The 18,043-nt window shown below is 65.8% G+C and carries 17 protein-coding genes and 1 tRNA gene; 9 read left to right on the forward strand and 9 right to left on the reverse strand.

Going from position 1 to position 18,043, the window contains the following annotated elements; translation table 11 throughout:
* The first annotated feature begins 61 nt into the window (after positions 1 to 61).
* Positions 62 to 2,080: a site-specific DNA-methyltransferase gene (locus tag U5798_RS12500; RefSeq protein WP_124454523.1), complete on the forward strand. Its 2,019-nt coding sequence runs from the start codon at positions 62 to 64 to the stop codon at positions 2,078 to 2,080.
* Positions 2,080 to 5,106: a type III restriction-modification system endonuclease gene (locus tag U5798_RS12505; RefSeq protein ID WP_322082183.1), complete on the forward strand. Its 3,027-nt coding sequence runs from the start codon at positions 2,080 to 2,082 to the stop codon at positions 5,104 to 5,106. Before U5798_RS12500 ends, U5798_RS12505 begins: the two co-directional genes overlap by 1 nt.
* 184 nt (positions 5,107 to 5,290) lie before the next feature.
* On the opposite strand, the gene U5798_RS12510 is transcribed toward U5798_RS12505, so the two are convergent.
* The 5 genes from U5798_RS12510 to egtB form a co-directional block, all read right to left on the reverse strand.
* Complete coding sequence (locus U5798_RS12510; protein ID WP_124454519.1) at positions 5,291 to 5,665, reverse strand: hypothetical protein; 375 nt, start codon at positions 5,663 to 5,665, stop codon at positions 5,291 to 5,293.
* A 187-nt stretch (positions 5,666 to 5,852) separates the two neighbouring features.
* The gene (locus U5798_RS12515) at positions 5,853 to 6,107 is read right to left on the reverse strand and encodes a hypothetical protein (RefSeq protein ID WP_322082184.1); all 255 of its coding nucleotides are present in this window, start codon (positions 6,105 to 6,107) and stop codon (positions 5,853 to 5,855) included.
* Positions 6,108 to 6,144: 37 nt separating this feature from the next.
* Entirely contained in the window at positions 6,145 to 6,450 is a 306-nt protein-coding gene (locus U5798_RS12520) for a hypothetical protein (RefSeq protein ID WP_124454516.1), read from the reverse strand.
* A 292-nt stretch (positions 6,451 to 6,742) separates the two neighbouring features.
* A complete protein-coding gene (egtD, locus tag U5798_RS12525; protein WP_322082185.1) occupies positions 6,743 to 7,756 on the reverse strand; it encodes an L-histidine N(alpha)-methyltransferase in 1,014 nt (337 codons plus the stop codon).
* Positions 7,740 to 8,966 (reverse strand): ergothioneine biosynthesis protein EgtB, encoded by a 1,227-nt coding sequence (gene egtB / locus U5798_RS12530; protein WP_322082186.1) that lies wholly within the window; start codon positions 8,964 to 8,966, stop codon positions 7,740 to 7,742. Before egtB ends, egtD begins: the two co-directional genes overlap by 17 nt.
* 573 nt (positions 8,967 to 9,539) lie before the next feature.
* On the opposite strand from egtB, the gene U5798_RS12535 reads away from it, so the two are divergent.
* Entirely contained in the window at positions 9,540 to 10,016 is a 477-nt protein-coding gene (locus U5798_RS12535) for a carboxymuconolactone decarboxylase family protein (protein WP_322082187.1), read from the forward strand.
* Positions 10,016 to 10,897 (forward strand): sigma-70 family RNA polymerase sigma factor, encoded by an 882-nt coding sequence (locus U5798_RS12540; RefSeq protein WP_322082188.1) that lies wholly within the window; start codon positions 10,016 to 10,018, stop codon positions 10,895 to 10,897. Before U5798_RS12535 ends, U5798_RS12540 begins: the two co-directional genes overlap by 1 nt.
* A 94-nt stretch (positions 10,898 to 10,991) precedes the next feature.
* Here the strand turns inward: U5798_RS12540 and U5798_RS12545 are convergent, their stop codons facing one another.
* Both U5798_RS12545 and U5798_RS12550 read right to left on the reverse strand, forming a co-directional pair.
* Positions 10,992 to 11,507 (reverse strand): DUF2628 domain-containing protein, encoded by a 516-nt coding sequence (locus U5798_RS12545; RefSeq protein WP_124454507.1) that lies wholly within the window; start codon positions 11,505 to 11,507, stop codon positions 10,992 to 10,994.
* Between the two features lie 295 nt (positions 11,508 to 11,802).
* Positions 11,803 to 11,879, reverse strand: a tRNA-Val gene (locus U5798_RS12550).
* Between the two features lie 602 nt (positions 11,880 to 12,481).
* Between U5798_RS12550 and U5798_RS12555 the strand changes: the two genes are divergently transcribed.
* The 3 genes from U5798_RS12555 (at position 12,482) to U5798_RS12565 (ending at position 13,994) form a co-directional block, all read left to right on the forward strand.
* Positions 12,482 to 12,721, forward strand: coding sequence for a hypothetical protein (locus tag U5798_RS12555; protein WP_322082189.1), 240 nt, complete (start codon positions 12,482 to 12,484; stop codon positions 12,719 to 12,721).
* Between the two features lie 221 nt (positions 12,722 to 12,942).
* Positions 12,943 to 13,260, forward strand: coding sequence for a hypothetical protein (locus U5798_RS12560; protein WP_322082190.1), 318 nt, complete (start codon positions 12,943 to 12,945; stop codon positions 13,258 to 13,260).
* A 113-nt stretch (positions 13,261 to 13,373) separates the two neighbouring features.
* A complete protein-coding gene (locus tag U5798_RS12565) occupies positions 13,374 to 13,994 on the forward strand; it encodes a hypothetical protein (RefSeq protein WP_322082191.1) in 621 nt (206 codons plus the stop codon).
* A 561-nt stretch (positions 13,995 to 14,555) separates the two neighbouring features.
* Here U5798_RS12565 and U5798_RS12570 read toward each other — a convergent pair.
* A complete protein-coding gene (locus U5798_RS12570; RefSeq protein WP_322082192.1) occupies positions 14,556 to 15,314 on the reverse strand; it encodes an anti-sigma factor in 759 nt (252 codons plus the stop codon).
* On the reverse strand, positions 15,311 to 15,832 hold the full coding sequence (locus U5798_RS12575; protein WP_124454496.1) for a sigma-70 family RNA polymerase sigma factor: 522 nt from the start codon (positions 15,830 to 15,832) through the stop codon (positions 15,311 to 15,313). Before U5798_RS12575 ends, U5798_RS12570 begins: the two co-directional genes overlap by 4 nt.
* A gap of 157 nt (positions 15,833 to 15,989) precedes the next feature.
* Between U5798_RS12575 and U5798_RS12580 the strand changes: the two genes are divergently transcribed.
* Together U5798_RS12580 and U5798_RS12585 are read left to right on the forward strand one after the other, a co-directional pair.
* Entirely contained in the window at positions 15,990 to 17,078 is a 1,089-nt protein-coding gene (locus U5798_RS12580; RefSeq protein WP_322082193.1) for a catalase family peroxidase, read from the forward strand.
* The gene (locus tag U5798_RS12585) at positions 17,075 to 17,608 is read left to right on the forward strand and encodes a cytochrome b (protein ID WP_124454492.1); all 534 of its coding nucleotides are present in this window, start codon (positions 17,075 to 17,077) and stop codon (positions 17,606 to 17,608) included. Before U5798_RS12580 ends, U5798_RS12585 begins: the two co-directional genes overlap by 4 nt.
* Positions 17,609 to 18,043 lie beyond the last annotated feature (435 nt).

Raw genomic sequence — 18,043 nt, forward strand, 5'->3', positions numbered from 1 at the left:
CGGCCATTGCCGCCGGTGCCGTGAGCGCGCCCGACGTCCTGGCGCGCGCGGCCGGGCTCCGATGGAAAAGACGATGCAGAAACTCGATGCGGCCAGCCCGCAGGCGATGTCGACGGATTTCACCGCCGACAACGTCGCGCGCCTGAAGGCGCTGTTCCCCGAACTCGTGACCGAAGGCCCGAACGGCGCGTCGGTCGACGTCGACGTGCTGAAGGCGCTGATCGGCGACCGCACGGTCGGCGACGCCGACGAGCGCTACGGCTTCCACTGGCACGGCAAGCGCAGCGCGCGCCAGGCCGCGCTCACGCCGTCGACGGGCACGCTGCGACCCTGCCCCGACGACAGCGTCGCGTGGGACGACACGCGCCATCTCGTGATCGAGGGCGACAACCTCGACGTGATGAAGCTGCTGCACAAGAGCTACGCCGGCAAGGTGAAGCTCGTCTACATCGACCCGCCGTACAACACCGGCAGCGATTTCGTCTATCCGGACGACTTCAGCGACAGCATCCGCCACTACCTGGCGATGACCGGGCAGACCCAGGGCGGCGTGAAGCGCAGCACCAATACCGAGGCGAACGGCCGGTTCCACACCGACTGGCTGAACATGATGTATCCGCGCCTGAAGCTCGCGCACGCGCTGCTGTCCGACGAAGGGCTGATCGCCGTGCACATCGACGAGCATGAGGTTCACGCGCTCGTGCTGATGCTGCGCGAGATCTTCGGCGAGGAGAACGAGCTCGGCGTGGCCGTGTGGGACAAGCGCAACCCGAAGGGCGACGCGCGCGGCGTCGCATACCAGCACGAATCGCTGGTGCTGTTCGCGCGCAATGCCGAGACGCTGCTCGAACAGGCGCCGCTCAAGCGCCCGAAGCGCAATGCGCAGCGCATGCTCGACGCCGCGCACGACGCCGTGTACCGCAGCGGCAACGCGAAGGACGCGCAGAAGGCGTACCGCGCATGGATGAAGGCGCAGACCAACCTGTCCGGCGGCGAGGTGATGTACGACCGGCTGTCGGAAGAAGGCCGCGTGTACCGCCTCGTGTCGATGGCCTGGCCGAACAAGAAGAAGGCGCCGGAAGAGTATTTCACGCCGCTGATCCACCCCGTCACCGGCAAGCCGTGCGCGATGCCGGCGCGCGGCTGGCGCAACCCGCCCGCGACGATGCAGGCGCTGATCGAGCGCGGCCAGATCGAATTCGGCGCGGACGAAACCACGCAGCCGCAGCGGATCTACTACCTCGACGAGAACATGTACGAGAACGTGCCGTCGGTGCTGCCGTTCGCCGGCTCCGACGACGCGCTGCTGAAGACGCTCGGCATCCCCTTCGACCTGCCGAAGCCGGTCGACTTCGCGGCGGCCGTGATCGGCTGGTGCACGCGCGGCGACGACATCGTGCTCGACTGCTTCGCGGGCTCCGGCTCGACCGGCCACGCGGTGATGCAGGTGAACGCGACCGACGGCGGCGCGCGCCGCTACATCCTCGTGCAGCTGCCCGAGGCGCTCGACCGCCGCGACAAGACGCAACTGGCGGCCGCCGATTTCTGCGCGAAGCTGAAAAAGCCGCTGACGCTCGCCGAAGTGACCAAGGAACGCCTGCGCCGCGCCGCGCAGCAGGTCGCACGCGACTATCCGGAAAGCTATGGCGACCTCGGTTTCCGCGTGTACCGGCTCGACACGACCAACGTGATCGAGTGGGACCCGCGCCGCGACGACTTCGACCACGCGCTGTTCGCATCCGTCGAGCACGTGAAGACCGGCCGCACCGAGGACGACCTGCTCGCCGAGCTGACGCTGAAGCTCGGCCTCGACCTGTGCACGCCGGTCGAGCATCACCAGGTGGCCGGCAAGACCGTGCACCTGATCGGCCGCTCGATCGTCGCGTGCTTCGATGCGCGCATTTCGCGCGACGACGCGGGCCCGCTCGCCGACGGCATCGTCGACCTGCTGGATGCGACCGGCGCGTCGCGCGACGTCACCTGCCTGTTCCGCGACAGCGGCTTCGTCGACGACGTCGCGAAGCTCAATCTCGCCGCGCTGCTCGAGCAGCACGGCGTGAAGCGCGTGCGGAGCCTGTGATGCGGCTGCATTTCGAAGCGGATCTCGACTACCAGCGCGAGGCGATCGACGCCGTCTGCGACCTGTTTCGCGGGCAGGAATCGTATCGCGGCGACTTCAGCGTGCTCGCGAACGCGGCGCCCGGCACGACGGCCGCCGCGCAAGGCTCGCTCGGCTTCGCGGTGTCGGAACAGGGCGTCGGCAACCGGCTGTCGCTGACCGACGACGCGCTCGCGCGCAATCTCGCCGACGTGCAGCTGCGCGGCGGGCTGCCGCCGTCCGGCCTGCCCGGCTCGCGCGACTTCACCGTCGAGATGGAGACCGGCACCGGCAAGACCTACGTGTACCTGCGCACGATCTTCGAGCTGAACCGCCGCTACGGCTTCACGAAGTTCGTGATCGTCGTGCCGTCGATCGCGATCAAGGAAGGCGTGCACAAGACGCTCGCGATCACCGAGGATCACTTCCGCGCGCTGTACGCGGGCGTGCCGTACGACTACTTCCTGTACGACTCCGCGAAGCTCGGCCAGGTGCGCCACTTCGCGGCGAGCGCGGCGATCCAGATCATGGTGATGACGGTTGCCGCGATCAACAAGAAGGAAATCAACAACCTCTACAAGGACAGCGAGAAGACCGGCGGCGAGAAGCCGATCGACCTGATCCGCGCCACGCGGCCGATCGTGATCGTCGACGAGCCGCAGAGCGTCGACGGCGGCCTGGAGGGCCGCGGGCGCGAAGCGCTCGCCGCGATGGCGCCGCTCTGCACGCTGCGCTATTCGGCCACGCACGTCGACCGTCACCACATGGTGTACCGGCTCGACGCGGTCGACGCGTACGAGCGCAAGCTCGTCAAGCAGATCGAGATCGCGTCGGCGATCGTCGAGGATGCGCACAACAAGCCGTACGTGCGGCTCGTCGGCGTGTCGAACCGGCGCGGCGCGATCAGCGCGCGCGTCGAGCTCGACGTCGCGACGGCGGCCGGCGTGAAGCGCCAGATCGTGACGGCCACCGACGGCGACGATCTCGAGCGCCTGACCAAGCGCGCGCTGTACGCGGGGCTGCGGATCGGCGAAGTGCATGCGGTGAAGGGTGCCGAGTACGTCGAGCTGCGTCATCCGGAAGGCGAGGCGTTCCTGTCGCTCGGCGAGGCGTTCGGCGACATCGACACGCTCGCCGTGCAGCGCGAGATGATCCGCCGCACGATCCGCGAGCATCTCGACAAGGAACTGCGCCTCGCCGAGCGCGGCGTGAAGGTGCTGTCGCTGTTCTTCGTCGATTCGGTCGAACGCTATCGCCGCTACGACGAGAACGGGATGCCCGTGAAGGGCGACTACGCGCTGATCTTCGAAGAGGAATATGCGCGGGCGGCGCGCGTGCCGGCGTACCGTGCGCTGTTCGACGGCGTCGACGTCGCGCTCGAAGTCGGGCGAGCGCACAACGGCTACTTCTCGATCGACCGCAAGGGCGGCTGGACCGACACGAGCGAAAGCAGCGCGGCGGCCCGCGAGAACGCCGAGCGCGCGTACGGCCTGATCATGCGCGAGAAGGAAGCGCTGCTGTCGTTCGACACGCCGCTGAAGTTCATCTTCTCGCACTCGGCGCTGAAGGAAGGCTGGGACAACCCGAACGTGTTCCAGATCTGCACGCTGCGCGACATCCAGACCGAGCGCGAGCGCCGCCAGACGCTCGGCCGCGGGTTGCGCCTCGCTGTCGACCAGGACGGCGAACGCGTGCGCGATCCGGGCGTGAACACGCTCACCGTGATCGCAACCGAACGCTACGAGTCGTTCGCGGAGAACCTGCAGAAGGAAATCGAGGCCGATACCGGCATCCGTTTCGGGATCGTCGAGGAACACCAGTTCGCGGCGCTGCCCGTGCAGGAAGACGACGGCCCCGCGCATGCGCTCGGCATCGAGCTGTCGCGCGTGCTGTGGAATCACCTGCACGAGCAGGGCTATGTCGACGCGCAGGGCAAGGTGCTCGACCGGCTGAAGGATGCGCTGCGCCAGAGCGCGCTGGTGCTGCCTGACGCGTTCGAGATGCTGCGTGCGCCGATCGTCGCGACGCTGCGCAAGCTGTCGGGCCGCTTCGCGGTGCGCAACGCCGACGAGCGCCGCGCGATCGCGTTGCGGCGCGATGCGTCGGGCAAGGCCGTCGTGTTCGGCGACGATTTCCGCGCGTTGTGGGATCGCATCCGGCATCGCACCGTGTACAGCGTCGAGTTCGACAACGCGAAGCTCGTGCGCGACTGCACGGCCGCGCTGCACGACGCGCCGGACATCGCGCGTGCGCGGCTGCAGTGGCGCAAGGCCGAGATCGACATCGGCAAGGCCGGCATCGAGGCGATCGAGGTGGCCGGTGCCGGCACCGTGCTGCTCGACGAAGGCGAGCTGCCGCTGCCCGACCTGCTCACCGAGCTGCAGGACCGCACGCAGCTCACGCGCCGCTCGCTCGCGACGATCCTGGCCGACAGCGGCCGGCTCGACGACTTCCGCGTGAATCCGCAGCAGTTCATCGCGGTCGCGGCCGATGCGATCAACCGCTGCAAGCGCCACGCGCTGGTCGCGGGCATCGCGTACCGCAAGCTCGGCGAGCGCCACGTGCATGCGCTCGAATCGTTCGAGAGCGAAGCGCTGACCGGTTACCTGCGCAACCTGCGGCCCGATGCACAGAAGTCGATCCACGAAGCGGTCGTGTGCGAGACCGACGCGGAGCGCGCGTTCGCCGATGCGCTCGAAGCGCACGACGGCGTGAAGCTGTACGCGAAGCTGCCCGCGTGGTTCCGCGTGCAGACGCCGCTCGGCAGCTACCACCCGGACTGGGCCGTGCTCGCGGAACAGGACGGCGGCGAGCGGCTGTACTTCGTCGTCGATACGCCGAACACGGACGGCCCCGTGCCGAGCGAGCACGAGCGTGCGAAGCTCGCATGCGGCGAAGCGCATTTCCGTGCGCTGGTGGACGGCGACGGCGCCGCGCGCTTCGTGCGGGTCAGGCAGGCCGATGCATTGTTCGAGCCGCCGGTGCCGCTGGCGGGCACCGGGCGGTGATACGAAGGGCGGCGATGAGCCGCCCTTTTTTCTGCGTCGATCGATCGTGCCGCGGATCTCCGCCACGCGGTTACGGCTGGTTGCAAATCGGGTCGGCACGACGTTTCCGCGCGACGGCGGCGTTGCGTTTCCGCCATGAAAAAAGGGCGCCGAAGCGCCCTTTCATCGCATGCGTGCGCCGTGCTTACAGCGTGCGGCCGAATGCGTTGTGATGCGAACGATGCGTGGACGTCGACGCATGCGCGGTGTGGCCATGCGCATGCCCTTGCGTGTGGCCGTGACCCGGCTGCACGCCGGCGCGATCGGCGATCGTATCGGAGCGGTCGGCCGCACGCGACAGGCCCTTGTCGCGGTCGCCCGCGTGCATGCCGTTCGAGTTGCTCAGTGCCTGGCCGCTCATGTGGCCGCCGGACATGCCGCCCGCGTTGCCGCCCAAGCCGCCTGCGCCATGACCGCCGCCGTTGCCACCGCCATTGCCGCCGGCCGCCGCGTAGGCGGACACCGAGCCGAGCGCGAGCAGCGCGGCCGTCAATACGGACAGGTATCGTTGCTGTTTCATCTTGTGCTCCCTTGAGCGCGTTCGTATGACTGCATTCTATGAACGCGCGAAATTCGCGCCACACGACGTTGTAAATGATCGTAACGATGCGCGCAGCGCGCATTCGTCGGATCAATGCGGCTCGTGCAAGAACGGGGAACGAAGCAGGCGGTGGCGGCGCTTCGGCGCCGCCCCGGTGACGAAGTGCTTACTGCGCCGGCTGCATGCCCTGCGCGGCGGCCTTGTGCTGCGCGGCCTGCTCCTGCGCCTGCTTCTTCGCCATGTGACGGCCGACGATACAGCCGCCGACCGCACCGACGACCGCGTGGTGTCCCGCATAGTGGCCGGCGACCCCGCCGACCACCGCACCCTTCATGCAGCCCGCCGCGTGCGCGCTGCCGATCGTTGCGAACGCAACGACAGTGGCGGCAGCGCACAGCCTGATGTGCCGAGTGGGCATCATGTTGTCACTCTCCTCTCGTGGTGATCAGTCGGGCCGCTCAATCCCAGCGGCCGCCGCGCCAGCCGCCGCGGTCGCGCCACTCGTGCTCGCGCCATTCACGGCGGCGCCACTCGTGTTCGCGCCATTCGCGCCGACGCCAGTCGTCGTCACGCCAGCCGTCATCGCGATAGCCGACGGGCGCGTACATGACGGGCGGCGGCGGCGCGACGTAGACCGGTGCGGGCGCCGCGTAGACGCCCGGCACGCCGATGCCGACCGACAGGTCGACGTGGGCCGACGCGACGCCCGAGGCTGCCAGCGCCGCTACACCGAGAACTGCACCGAGAATAAGTTTCTTGCTCATCTCGCGACTCCCTGCACGTGTCGTGCTTCATGTGAATACGGTTCGAAGTCTAGGCACCGGACACAGACACAGGTGAAACGGGTATGCGAGACAGGTAACGGACGTTTACGGATGCCCGCAAAGCCTTGCCGGACAAGGGAGAGGCCGCACTCGAAACACCGTTGCAGCGGTGCATCGGGCCGGTAAAACGGGCGTTTCGGCGCGAAACCGGGCGATTCGATGGCAATCGCCGGTGTGCGCGGGAGGTGAACCGCCCGCACCGTGCGGTGCGAACGGTTCGCAACAGCGGTCGTTACGCGCGGATATCGTCGACGCTGCGCAGCCAGTGCACGCTGAACAGGTTGTCCGCGTCGGTCCACACGGTGTCGGGCTCGAAACCTGCGCGGCGCGCGATCGCATGGAAGCCGTCGATCGTGAACTTGTGCGAGTTCTCCGTATGGATGTGCTCGCCGGCTTCGAAGCGGAATGCGTGGCCGCGCACGTGCACCGTCTGCGCGACGTCGCTGACGAGGTGCATCTCGATGCGCTGCCGCTCGCGGTCGTAGAACGCGCAATGCGAGAACGCGTCGACATCGAAATCCGCACCGAGCTCCGCGTTCGCGCGCACCAGCAGGTTCAGGTTGAACTGCGCGGTCACGCCCTGCGCATCGTTGTATGCGTGATGCAGCGTGCGCTCGTCCTTCACGAGATCGGCGCCGACCAGCAGGCCGCCGCCGCGCAGCAGCCGTGCGGCGTCGCGCAGGAACGTGTCGGCTTCTTCCGGCGAGAAATTGCCGATCGTCGAGCCGGGAAAGAAGCCGATGCGCCGCCGCGGCGTCTCGGTCAGCACGGCCATCTGCTCGGCCTTCGTGTAGTCGGCCGCGAGCGGCGCGACGTCGAGCCACGGATAGGCCGACCGCAGCCGCGCGGCGGCAACTTGCAGGTAGTCGGCCGAGATGTCGACCGGCACGTAGCGCGCCGGCGCGTTCGCATAGTTGCCCGCGAACGCGTCGAGCAGCACGCGGATCTTCTCGAGCGAGCCCGCACCGAATTCGACGATGTCCGCATGCGGGCCGACGCGCTGCACGATCTCGGCCGCGCGATCGCGCAGGATGCCGAGCTCGGTGCGCGTCGGGTAGTACTCCGGCAGTTCGCAGATGCGGTCGAACAGCTCGGAGCCGGCCGCATCGTAGAAGTATTTCGGCGAAATGCTGCGCGGCGTGCGCGACAGTCCGTCGATCAGGTCGCGCTCGAACGCGCTCGGCCGCGAATCGCGGGCGGGTTGCTGGCCACCGCTCGTGGCCGTCTGCTCAGACGTCTCGCGCAAGTCGCACTCCCGTGAATTGCCAGCGTGCCGCCGGCGGAAAGAAATTGCGGTACGTCGGCCGTTCGTGCCCGGGCGGCGTCGCGATGCTGCTGCCGCGCAGGACCTGCTGGCCGACCATGAACTTGCCGTTGTATTCGGCTGCTACCCCGGCGAGCGGCCGAAAGCCCGGATACGGCTCGTAGGACGAACGCGTCCACTGCCAGACGTGCCCGAGCATCTGCTGGATGCCTTCGGCAGGGAACGCGGTCTCCCATTCGAATTCGGTCGGCAGCCGCGCACCGGCCCATTCCGCATACGCGGCCGCTTCGTAGAAGCTCACGTGGCACACCGGCGCATCGGGCGCGAGCGGCTCGACGCCGTGCAGGCCGAACGTGCGCCGCACGCGCGTGCCGGCCGCATCGTCGTCGTCGGGCATCCAGTACGCGGGCCCTTGCCACCCTTCCCGCTGCACCGTCGCCCAGCCGTCCGACAGCCAGAACTCGGGCCGTACATAGCCGCCGTCGGCGACGAACGTCGCGAATTCCGCGTTCGTCACGAGGCGGCTCGCGATCTCGTACGGCCGCACGAGCGCCGTGTGGCGCGGCCGTTCGTTGTCGAACGAGAACGCGTCGCCGTCGTGGCCGATCTCGACCAGCCCGCCCGGCTGATGCAGCCAGCGCAATGGCCCGGCGTCACCCGCGGCGAGCGCGCGTTCCGCGTCGGCGCCGTCGCGCGGCCGGAACGCCGGCTTCAGCGGGTTGCACGAGAACGCGTGCAGTATGTCGGTGACGATCAGTTCCTGGTGCTGCTGCTCGTGATGCAGGCCGAGCACGAGCTCGGGCGCGATCGCGTCGAGCAGCGCCGCATCGGCGCCGGCCAGCGCGCGCAGCATCGCGTCGTCGACGTATTGCCGGTACGCGTGCACCTCGTCGAGCGACGGACGTGTGAGCAGCCCGCGCTGCGGCCGCGGATGGCGCGGGCCGAGCGCTTCGTAATAGGAATTGAAGAGGAACTGGAAGGCGTCGTCGAACGGCGCGTAGCCGGGCACGCGGCGCATCAGCACGACGGTTTCGAAGAACCAGGTCGTATGCGCGAGGTGCCATTTCGTCGGACTCGCATCGGGCATCGACTGCACGGCCTGGTCTTCGGCGGACAGCGTCGCGGTCAGTGCGACGCTATGGGTGCGCACGTCCTGGTAACGGCGCTGAAGCTGTGATGCAAGAAGGCTCATCGGTTTACCGTCCACGTCGCGATTCGCTGCGTTGCGTTGCCGGAAAAGGGAAAGCCTTGCGCTCGGATGCGCGCGGCTGACGTGCGACCTGCTGCTGCTGCGTCGTCGGGCAGCCGGCGCGCGCGCCGGGCCGCAGGTGCGGCGTCACTTCATCTGCCCGTGCAGAACAGTATGGGCCAGAAATGTGAACGTCGCGCATCGGATTTCCGGTGAAACGAACGCGAAAGAAAAATGAAAGCATTCGCCGCATGCCAGCCGCCGGCGTGACATCCGGCCCGTCCCCGCCATGGCGGGGGCTCTGCGAAGAGAACAATACGCATGCCTGCACCTGCGCGCTACTGACGTCCGGTGACAGCCGCGCGGCGCGCATGAAAGGTAGCGGGCGTGCACGGTTTCGTCGGAGGAACGGCGTCGTGCAGCCGATTCGCCTGCTGTCCGCGTGCGGGCGCCGCGACCTTCGGCGCCCTGCTCTTTGCTTGCTTCTCCGGCTGCAAAAATTTTTTGTGTCGATGTCACACGCGCGGGGGGCTCGCTCGTCATATCACCGGAACCCACACGAAAGGAGAAGGAACCATGACTGCGAAACTGAATCCGTTTGCCGCCGCCCCCGCGCTGATGAAGAACTGGATGACCGTATCGGTCGCCGTTGCCGGCAGCCTCGAGCCGACGTTGATCGAGCTGGTCAAGATCCGCGCATCGCAGATCAACGCGTGCGCGAACTGCATTAACATGCACACCGCCGAGGCACGCGAGCAAGGCGAGACCGAGCGGCGCATCTACCTGCTGTCCGCGTGGCGCGAGGCGCCCTGCTACACCGACCGCGAACGCGCGGCGCTCGGCTGGACCGAAGCGCTCACGCGGCTGTCGGAGGGCCGCGCGGCGCACGAAGCGGCCTACGCGGCGCTGAACGACCACTTCAGCCAGGAGGAACAGGTGAAACTCACGCTGATGATCAACGTGATCAACGGCTGGAACCGGCTCGCCGTCGGCTTCGGGCTGTGGATCGAGCCGGCCGACGCGAAGGCCGCCGCCGCGAAGATGGTGGCCTGATGACGAACCTCGACCCGGCCAAGGGCAACACCGAAGCACGGGCCGACGCGGCGGCGAGCTTCGATCCGCTGCGTCGCACGCTGATCCGCGTCGCGTACCGGATGCTCGGTTCCGTCGCGGATGCCGAGGACATGGTGCAGGACGCGTTCATCCGCTGGATGGACGTCGACCGCACCGAGGTGCGCGTGCCCGAGGCGTTCCTGCGCCGCATGGTGATGCGCATGTGCCTCGACCAGCTGAAGTCTGCACGGCACCAGCGCGAGACCTATATCGGCCCCTGGCTGCCCGAGCCGATCGTCGAGGAAGATGAACAGGAAGACGTTACGCTGCCGCTGCTGCTCGCGCTTGAACGGCTCTCGCCGCTCGAACGCGCGGCGTTCCTGCTGCACGACGTGTTCGGCCTCGAGTTCGACGAAGTGGCCACGACGATCCAGCGCGATGCGGCCGCGTGCCGGCAGCTCGCCGCGCGGGCACGTACGCACGTGCGCGAGGCGCGGCCGCGGTTTCAGGTCGAGAAGCAGCGCGGAATCGAGTTGGCCGAGGCGTTTTTCGCGGCGTCACGCAGCGGCGACATGCGCACGCTCGGCGCGATGCTCGCCGAGGATGTGAGCCTGCATTCCGACGGCGGCGGCAAGCGCACGGCCGCAGGCAAGCCGGTGTTCGGCTTCGAGCCGGTGATGAAGGTGCACGAGTACCTGGCCGGGCTGTTCGCGACGCATGCGTCGAAACTCGTGCGGGCCGGGTTCATCAACGGGCTGCCGGGCTTCGTCACGCTGGAAGCCGATGGCGAGCTGCAGACCACCGCGCTCGAGATCGACGACGGGAAGATCGTCGCGATCTATGTCGTGCGGAATCCTGACAAGTTGAAGCATCTGCATTGAAGGTGGCGCGAGCCTGCACCGCATGCCATGCGGATGCATGGCGACGGCGCCGTCCGCCCTCTTCTTTCTGCTTCGCTGATCGCGGCGACCGTGATCAGTACATCGCGCCTCCGGCGTTGCCGATCATGTACAGCAGTACGCCGAGCAGCGGCGTCGCGACGGCGAAGCCGGCCGCCGCCAGCCAGTTCGTGCCGCCTTGCGCCTCGAGCAGCGCGAGAAGCGATTCGCGAGACGTCGCGCTCGGGCGGAGTTTTTCGATCCCGCGTTCGACGTGCCGCTTGTAGAGGCTGTTCCCGCACCAGCCGAGCGAGACCGCGATCCCGATGGTGACCGGGTCGACCGTGCTCGATTCGAAGTATGTGGGAAAAAACAGCAACTCGACCAGCGTGATGCCGAGCGTGGCACCCAGCACCGCGGCGGCCTGCCAGTACATGCATCGGTATGCCAGCCAGACCGGGCCGAGGAAGCACGCGGCCCAATTCCACGACAGCCGGTTCTTGCGCGATTCGGCGATCGCCCATTTGTGCTCGAACCAGGCGGCTTTCTTGCCGACGTAAGCGGCGATTTCGTCGTTGCTTGCGGACGGTGCGGCGGTCGTGACCTCGGACATGATCGTGTGCTCTCGGCGTTGTTGTTTTGATGCGGTGAAGATCGAGCGACGGTCGGAACAGCCGCGTCGATGCGCACACGATTCTACGCGCCGTGCAGCGGCAGTTGTGTGATGGAGCGGATTGTCGGAGACGATGCGATACCGGGCCGTATATCGCACAACGCATCGGGGCTTCACGCGTTGTTTCGGACCGGAAAAGAAAAACGCCACGCGATGTTGCCGCGTGGCGTTTGTATGTTGGCGAGCCGCATTGCCTGTAGGCAAGTTGTGCTGCCAGACCCCTTCATTTGTTCGTTGGTAGGCTCGATTGGATTCGAACCAACGACCCCCACCATGTCAAGGTGGTGCTCTAACCAACTGAGCTACGAGCCTAAGAAGCCGCGAATTATAGAGAGGGTTTTGGAGGAGCACAAGCCCCTTCGTGAAAATTTTTTGAAACGGCGCGTGTGGACGCTGACGATCGATGGTGCGTGGCGATGCCGGGAGCGTCGGCTTCACCTGTTCGCATCACAGCAAAACGCGTCGATGCGCTGTGGTGTTATCCACATTGCCCTCTGGATAACCATCCGGCAAGCCTCTGGATTCACAGTGGAACGATTGAGGATATGTCGGCGACGCTGTGAATCGACGAAAAGTTGTTCTGTGCTGCGCAGCACTGTTCACGTGCCACACCCATGGTTATGCATCCCGCTTCGAGCTGAAAATTCAGTGCGTTACGGAGGTTATCCACTGTGGGGCACAGCGCTTGTTAACTACCACTACGTATATATACGAACCCTGTTAACACCTTTGGATAAGCACAGTCCGTCGACTGTGATCTGCTCGGGATATGCACTGCGTGCGGCGCGAGGACAAACGAAACGGAACGCTGTGAAGCGTTCGCGCGGTGCGTGAGCCTTCATGTCTGTAGAATCGCCGGCATCCAGCGTGCAAAGACCCGGCGAACGGGTTCGCGACAAATGATCGATGCTTCATTGGCCCATCTCCAGGCGCTCGATATCGACACCGTCGTACGCCGGATGCAGCACCATCCGGGCGACATCGTGTTCGAGCAGCGCGTGTCGATACCGGAAGCCGAGGTCCTGTGTTGCCGCTACAAGGGCGAGCGATTCAACGTGAAGTTCGATCTCGACTACGGCGTGTGTGCCGAGCGTGTCGGGCAAGTTTCCGACGACGACATCGCGGCGGTCGTCGGATGGCTCGCCACGATGTGAACGGGATGAACTGACTCGAACCTTGAACCAGCGACATGAAACCGAGGAACGAGCAGGGTGATGCGGGCAACGCTCGCAAACGAAGCTGGTGATGGGACCGATTGTTTGTGCGAAACGTTGAAACGCATCGACCTCGGCAACGGCGACATGCTGACATGAATACACCGGAGCGACCATGACGTGCATGCCGCAGGCACTCACGCATGAATTCGGAGAACACGATGAGCACGTTGAATTTCGGCACGATCGACCGCTGTTCGGTCACGCTCAACACCGCGACGCTGCTCGGCCTGAAAGCGGCCTACGAAGACTTTGCGGCGACCGGGCAGGATCTGCGCAACTTCGAGATCTGCATCACGGATAAAAAGGCATCCACGGCGGATCCGGGGCCCGACGACGATGTCATCACCATTACGTTCATGGCGAAGCTGACTCCCGGCATGCGCGGGCTCGGCAATGCAAACCGGCTCGGGAAGTCGATCCACTATGTCATCGCGTCGGAAACAGGTGAAATTCTCGGGATATTCGGGACGAAGTGACCCGGAGCCTGGACGGAGGTGTGTGGATAACCGACCCGCGAAACAGATCCAAACACTGTGCGTTCGATCGGTGAGCATCGACGCGAATCATGCAAGACAGGTCTGCTTCGCCCATGCTTGAACTCCACACCTCACACGGACTTTCCATGTCGATCATGTCTTCGGTCATCAGGTGGACCCTTTGCATCGCAGCTGTCGCGCTTGCCGCGACTGCATTCGCGGCAAGCGATGCACCGGCCGCGGTGCGGCTCTCGAACGGACGTGAACTGCAGCAAGACGAAAAACGATTGGTCGAGGTCGACGTCGCGCGTCACCGCGCGAGTACGGTGCGGTTGCCGGCTGCACTGCGCCGGGCGGTGGCGTCGGCGTCGAGCGTCGGCTTCCCGTCGGCGAGATCGAGCATCATCGATGGAAAGGAGTTCGTGCTGATCGTCGTGAGCCAGTCGTCGAGTCGCAACCCGATGGGCTATTGCGGCGCGGGCGAGGAAAGCACGCTCTACGTTCTGCAGATCAAGGGCAGCGCTGCGGCGTCGAGCTATGCAATGCCGGTGCAGAGTTGCGTGGATAGCGTGTCGCTCGACACCGACGGGGGCAATCGATCGCCTTACCTTGCGATCGAATGGATCACCGATCCCGCAGGCTTCGAGGTTTCGTGGACGAACATCGACGATGCCGGCCCGGCGACGCGTGAGTATCGCTATGACGGCAGTACGTTCGTGCAGACCAGAAAATAACCGCATGTGGACAACCGGCACGCGATCCAGTTGAAACCCTGTGCATCCGACAGGTGAGTGTCTCGGTTTCGATGGACTCGTCAGCCCGAACGCCTTGCTTGGCAAGGCGTTGACGACAATGGAAGAGAGAAGGGAACAAATCACCGGCGACGTTCGAAAGTCGATGGCCTTGTGGATACCGCCACCCCAAGTCACTCGAAATCCTGTGCATTCAGCTGGTGATGGCAGTGGAATCTGGCGAAGACGGTCGGTCAATCATCCGGATTGTGGACATCGATACTGCAAACAACCCGAGACGCTGTGCGGACCAATCGAGGTCAGCCTGAATCACCGCAATGATCGATGTGGATATCCCGCCCCGCGGCGACTCGAAACCCTGTGATTCTAAAGGTAAAAGTGAAGGCGCCGGCGCGGTTTTGATGTGAATAACAGCCCGGGAAAGTCAGTCGAAACGCTGTGCATTCAAGTGGTGAGCATGAGCCTGCTCAAGCTCGCCAAGTCGCCCGGCAAAAGACGCAGGCGGCTACCACCAACCGCCAACCGGGCGCGCATCCTACCACTTCAAGTCTGCTGATCGAGCGCCTGCACGACCGCCTTTTCCCCAAGACTCCCCGCCGGCCCGACCACCGCATAATTTAGCCCGTTCACCGATCCATACCGCGCGAGCAACGCGCCATCCACGCGTTGCCCGTTCGGCAGCAGCCGATGTTTCGATTCCGCCGGCCGGAGATAGAAGCTCAGTGTCCGCCCGGCGTCGTCCTCATAGAGCACCATCGCAGCAGTAGCGCCGCTGTCCGTCGTGAACAACCGCCCACCGACCGGCCTGAACCCCGCCGCGCTCAAATCCGGCAGCTTCGCCGATGCGCCGACGCCTTTGGTGAGCCATCCCTGCAAATCGCCCGCACCGGTCGGCCGGTAATCGACCTTGGCCGTCCGATCGACCACCATCATCTGGTAAGCCTTGACCGCATCGCTCATCGGCGCGATCGGCGGCGCCGCGTTCCACCCGCGCGCCTGCCATCCGCCGAACGTCCCCAACCCGACGCAGAACACGAATGAGGCCGCCATCGCGAACCGCATCCGCGAGCGCTCGGCCCGTCGGCCGCGAATCACGGCCGGATCCAGCGCAGGATTATCGGCCGGCATCCGCACGCTCTCCAGCGCGGCCCGCAACCGCTGCGCATCCTGCTGCCATTGCTTCACCTGTTCCGCGCGCTCCGGATGCAGCGCGAGATAGCGCTCGACCGCGGCACGCGCATCGTCGTCGAGCTGGCCGTCGACATAGGCCTGAAGGTCATGTTCGTTCGGAGGCGTGTTCATTTCTTCATCAATCGCAAAGAAGGAGCGGGAAGTTCGCCATCGCTGAGCTGGCGCAGCGCCTGGCGCGCGCGGGAGAGGCGCGACATCACGGTGCCGATCGGCACTTCGAGCAGGTCGGCGACTTCCTGATAGGTGAAGCCCTCGACCGCGACGAGCAGCAGCAGGCTGCGCTGCTCGTCCGAGAGCCGGCCGAACGCTTCGAGCGTCGCGCGCGCCGTGAATTCGCGTTCGGCGGACGGCCAGTGCGCTTCGTCGTCGTCACGAATGCGGCCGAGCAGCCACGAATAGCGCTTCGCGCTGCGTTTCCCGTCGAGAAACTGCCGGTACAGGATCGTGAAGAGCCAGCTGCGCAGCGACGCGTCGTCGCGACGGCTTGTCCAGCGCGACAGTGCGCGCTCGAGCGTCGACTGGACGAGATCGTCGGCCGCGTGGACGTCGCGCGCCAGCCAGAGCGCGAAGCGTCGCAGCCTGGGGATGAGTTCGCGCAATGCGTCGTCGTCGAGGGCGGTGGAGGGCATGGCCGGCCGGTTGCCGAAAGGGTCGTGGATGCCGCGTAGGACGCCGGACGGCATCGATTATTCCCTCCAGCATACGAAAGAATTTTCTGTGGAATAAAGCGACGCGGGCGGCGTCCTACGCGCGATCGACAATGATCTGATGATCGGGAGCGCATTCATGAAGCAACCTTCTTCTTCTTCGCCGCAGCGCGAGCCTGGGCGCGGGTGGTGGCGCTGGGCCGTGATCGGCGGCGCGGTGGCCGGCGTGGCCGTCGCGTTTGGTTATGCGGGCGGCTGGCTGGCGCCGGCGCGTCTGACCCCGCACCGGCTCGTCGACGCGCTGCAGACCAACAGCGGCATCCATCCCGGCTTCCGGCGCAATCACGCGAAGGGCGTGTGCGTGACCGGTTACTTCGAAGGCAACGGCGCCGCGAGCGCGTATTCGGTCGCGCCGTTCTTCAAGGCGGTACGCACGCCGGTGGTCGGGCGCTTCGCGTTACCGGGCGGGAATCCTTATGCGCCGGACAGCAGCGTGCCGATCCGCAGCCTCGCACTGAGGCTCACCGCGCCGGACGGCCAGCAATGGCGAACCGGGATGAACGCGATGCCGGTGTTTCCGGTGGCGACGCCGCAGGCGTTCTACCAGCAGACGCTGGCGACGCGGCCCGATCCGAAGACGGGCAAGCCCGATCCGGCGAAGGTGAAGGCGTTCTTCGGCGCGCACCCGGAGGCGGGGGCGTTCCTGCAATGGGTGAAAGGTGCGAAGCCGAGCGCGAGCTACGTCACCGAAAGCTATTACGGGTTGAACGCGTTCTACTTCGTCGACGCGGCCGGCAAGCGCCAGGCCGTGCGGTGGCGCGTCGTGCCGGAGCAGACGGCCGGCGCCGGCGATGTCGCGACGGCCGGGGATCCGAACGTGCTGCAGCAGGACGTGACGCAGCGCATCGCGGCCGGGGCGCAGAAGTGGAAGCTGCTGGTCACGCTGGCGGAGCCTGGCGATCCGGTGGACGACGCGACGAAGGTCTGGCCCGCGCAGCGGACGACGATCGACGCGGGCACGCTCGTGCTCGACCGCGTGGAGGCGCAGGACAGCGGACCGTGCCGCGATGTGAACTACGACCCGACGGTGCTGCCGCAGGGGATTCAGGTGTCGGGCGATCCGTTGCTGGCGGCGCGGTCGGCCGCGTATGCGGATTCGTATCTGCGGCGCACGAGTGAAGAGGCCGGGGTGGCCGGCGTGGCGCGAGTGAGTGGGGAGGGACGATGATGAAGGCTTCGACGACGTTCAGTTTGCCGGCGCGGGTGCTGCACTGGGTGATGGCCGCGATGATCCTCGCGATGCTGTTCATCGGGGTGGGGATGGTGGCGTCCGTTTCCGGGCGGCATGAGATCCTGGTGGCGATTCACAAGCCGCTGGGCGTGGCCGTGCTGGTGCTGGTGTGCGTGCGGATCGTGGTGCGGGTGCTGTCGAAGCCGCCGGCGTTGCCGGAGGATCTGCCATGGTGGCAGCGGGTTGCCGCACATGGCTCGCATCTGGTGCTGTACGCGCTGATGGTGGCGATGCCGCTGATCGGCTGGGCGATGCTGTCGGCCGGCGGGTATCCGGTGACGCTGGGCGGTGGCGTGCAGCTGCCGGCGATCGTTTCGGCTGATCCGGTGACGTTCGCCTGGCTCAGGGTCGCGCATCGCGTGCTGGCTTATCTGTTCTTCCTGACGTTCCTCGCGCACTTTGCGGCGGCGCTGTATCACGGGCTGATTCGGCGGGACGGTGTGGTGAGGGCGATGGTGGGACGGTAATCGACGGAAGGTTGCGTGCGATACGGCGGGGCTGTTCAAGGGCGACCGAGGCTGTTCCTGTCGTGTCGCTTATATATGAGCAATGGAAGGCTCAGCGGTCCCCGCCATACCATGTCAAAAATATTTCACAAAAAGGCTTGCGGAGATCGGGGCAGATGCATAGAATCACGCCTCTTTCGCGCTAACGGAAACGCAGCGCGGGGGAAGAAGAGGGAAGCGGTGCTGTTGAAGTCGGTTTTATCGATTCCAGTGCTCGCGAAATTAAACCGCAGTCGTCGCAACGAAGTAGTTAAAAAAGTTGTTGACGAGTTTCAAAAAACGGTTGATAATCTCACTTCTCTGCTGCTGAAAACGCAGCGCTGCTGAGAAACACGGAGTTTCTCGCAGAAACGCTCTTTAAAAATTAACAGCCGATAAGTGTGGGCGCTTGATGAA

The organism is Burkholderia sp. BCC1972 (assembly GCF_905339605.1).
GTDB lineage: Bacteria > Pseudomonadota > Gammaproteobacteria > Burkholderiales > Burkholderiaceae > Burkholderia.